This is a genomic window from Nocardiopsis sp. NPDC050513 (genome assembly GCF_044457925.1).
GTDB lineage: Bacteria > Actinomycetota > Actinomycetes > Streptosporangiales > Streptosporangiaceae > Nocardiopsis.
The window spans coordinates 1-2,329 of sequence record NZ_JBITHK010000032.1; the positions used below are offsets into that span (position 1 = coordinate 1).

A 2,329-nucleotide genomic window follows, 5' to 3' on the forward strand; every position below is an offset into this window, starting at 1 on the left:
TAGCTCTCCAGTAACTCACACCGCGCTAACCGCAGGTTTTTCACTCCCGTGGACACGGTCATGGCACGCCGAACAGAGAACAAGAGTCTTTCGTCTCATCCGGGCCATGATCTGAGCCCACCCCACTTGTCGAGAGACCGCGTCGTGCAGGTCAGCCAACCTCCGGATCTGGTGAACCTCCACCATTCCTTCGTGCCCACAGACCTCGCAACGATTCTCCCGGATCCGCGTCACCAATTCTTTCGTATGGTAGCGCAGAGCTTCAGGGACTTGGTCGTAGACGACCGTGTTCCTCTTCCTGCGTAGTGGAATACCACCGAACCGTGCGACCAGTGGTTTTCTTCCCCGCCTGGGGACCACGACCTCAAAACACGTGCGCAGGCCATGCGGTGTAGCAACCTTGGTCTTGTACCGGGCCGCCATTTTCACCACCGAAGACCGGTGTTTCGCTGCCAGAGTCCTCAACATGGACAGCTCCATCACACGCGAAAGGCGATGCAACCGCCACACATCCCGGGCGAGTAGATAGTACTGAACGAATCCCCGGTACTTGTTCCCGTAGGTATCGACGATGATGTGGTCACGTCGCCTGACAAGGTCGGGATCCCGCGCGGGTTTACCGCGCCTGAAGTACGGGGATATGCTGGCTCTGACCACCTGCAACGGCACCCGCAACGAGATCTTACCATTGGTTTTTCTGCCACCTTTGGTGAGCTTGTTGTCGGCGTGCTGCACAATGATCTCGTAACCGAGGAAACGCGCCGCCCTGGTCCGGGCGTGTGTGATCAACGTTTTCTCCTGGGAGAGTTCCAGCGCGAGATCGTTCCGCAGGAATTCCGCCAGACGCTGTTTGATCTCCTCGGCCTCTGCCTTGGGTCCGGTGAAACCGAGAAGGTGGTCATCGGCATAGCGCACATACCTCAGCCGCCGGTACCCGGGGTCCTGAGGGTCGTAGGAAGGAAGATGACGGATCTGTTTGCCCAGGGACAGGACAGTCTCCCGATCCCCACGGACCCGCGCCTTGGACCTCTCCCTGACGAGCTTCTCATAGACAGGGTTCTTCCGGCGCCTGCCTCCTCGGGTGTATTCGGGGACCAGAACTTTCTCTACAAACTCATCCAGCTTGTTCAGGTAGACATTGGAGAGCACCGGTGAGACAACCCCACCCTGCGGAGTCCCACTGAACGTGGCACCCCACTCCCAGTCCTCCACATATCCGGCTTTCAGCATGTTCCGCACCAGCCGCAGGAAACGCTGATCATGAATCTTCTCCCCAAGAATGGAAAGAAGGATCTCATGATCAATCGACCCGAAGCAGTCAGCGATGTCCCCTTCGATGAACCAGGTCGTCCCCTTCCACCCTGCTTCCACGTCCCGCAGGGCCGTGTGGCAGCCGCGTCCGGGCCGGAACCCGTGCGAGTGGTTGGAAAACGTCGGTTCATAGTACGCCTCCAGAAGAAGGCGCATGACCTCACCGACCAGTCGATCAGACCATGTCGGGATTCCCAGCGGCCGACGTTGCCCGTTTTTCTTCGGCGCATACGCCCGTCGCACCGGGGAGAACCGATAGCGTTCGTGACGCATCGCACCGATGATGCGATCAACGGTCCTCATGGACATCCCATCAGCGGTCTCCTGCGTGACCCCCGGGGTCATCGACCCGTGATTGGAGTAGATGTTCCCGTAGGCCATGAGATATAGCGCTGGGTTAAAGAGCTGTCGATAGAGTTCGTCACATGGCAGACCTTGCCTGCCACGCTCACGGAGGACACTCAGAACCGTTTCGGCGCTCTGCATTTCGCATACCTCCCGGTCGGTGTATCCGAGTTACCTGTACCCCTTCGCCCTGTGGACGGCCTTCCCGCCCTCCTCGGCAGGTCGCTACTCCTGCGACTACTACGGGTACTCTGTCACCCTAGGGTTCTCACCCCTTAGGCGATCTCACGTTCGTCATCGGTGTACGTGGCAGTGTGACTTAGGCGCCCCACTCATCTCCTTGAATTCCCTCATTGGGAATCGTCTGCGGCCCAGAGGTAAGGCCAGCCCACGCCAGAGACCGACCTCGATCGCACGCCGGTTTCGGATGCCTTTCCGGCGGATGTTGAACATTGCATCGACTGGAGATTGGGATTCAGGCAGTCAAGCTTTCGCCCTATCACACGGGTCCCCCAGCGCACCGTCCCTGACATCTGGACCCGGCCGCTGGTTTCCTGACATGCTCTGGTCCCCTGGGTTCTTTCGGCCCAGGGTGAGTCATCGGCCCCAGGAACCTACCGCTGAATTCCTCCCGGCTTGGCCGGGGATACACCGAAGCGTTTTCGTGACGCAC

Annotated in this window: 1 protein-coding gene; it reads right to left on the reverse strand. The window is 59.3% G+C overall.

Annotated elements, in window-relative coordinates:
- Nucleotides 1-15: 15 nt before the first annotated feature.
- The gene (locus ACIBFB_RS27190) at nucleotides 16-1,797 is read right to left on the reverse strand and encodes a reverse transcriptase domain-containing protein (RefSeq protein ID WP_397235011.1); all 1,782 of its coding nucleotides are present in this window, start codon (nucleotides 1,795-1,797) and stop codon (nucleotides 16-18) included.
- Nucleotides 1,798-2,329 lie beyond the last annotated feature (532 nt).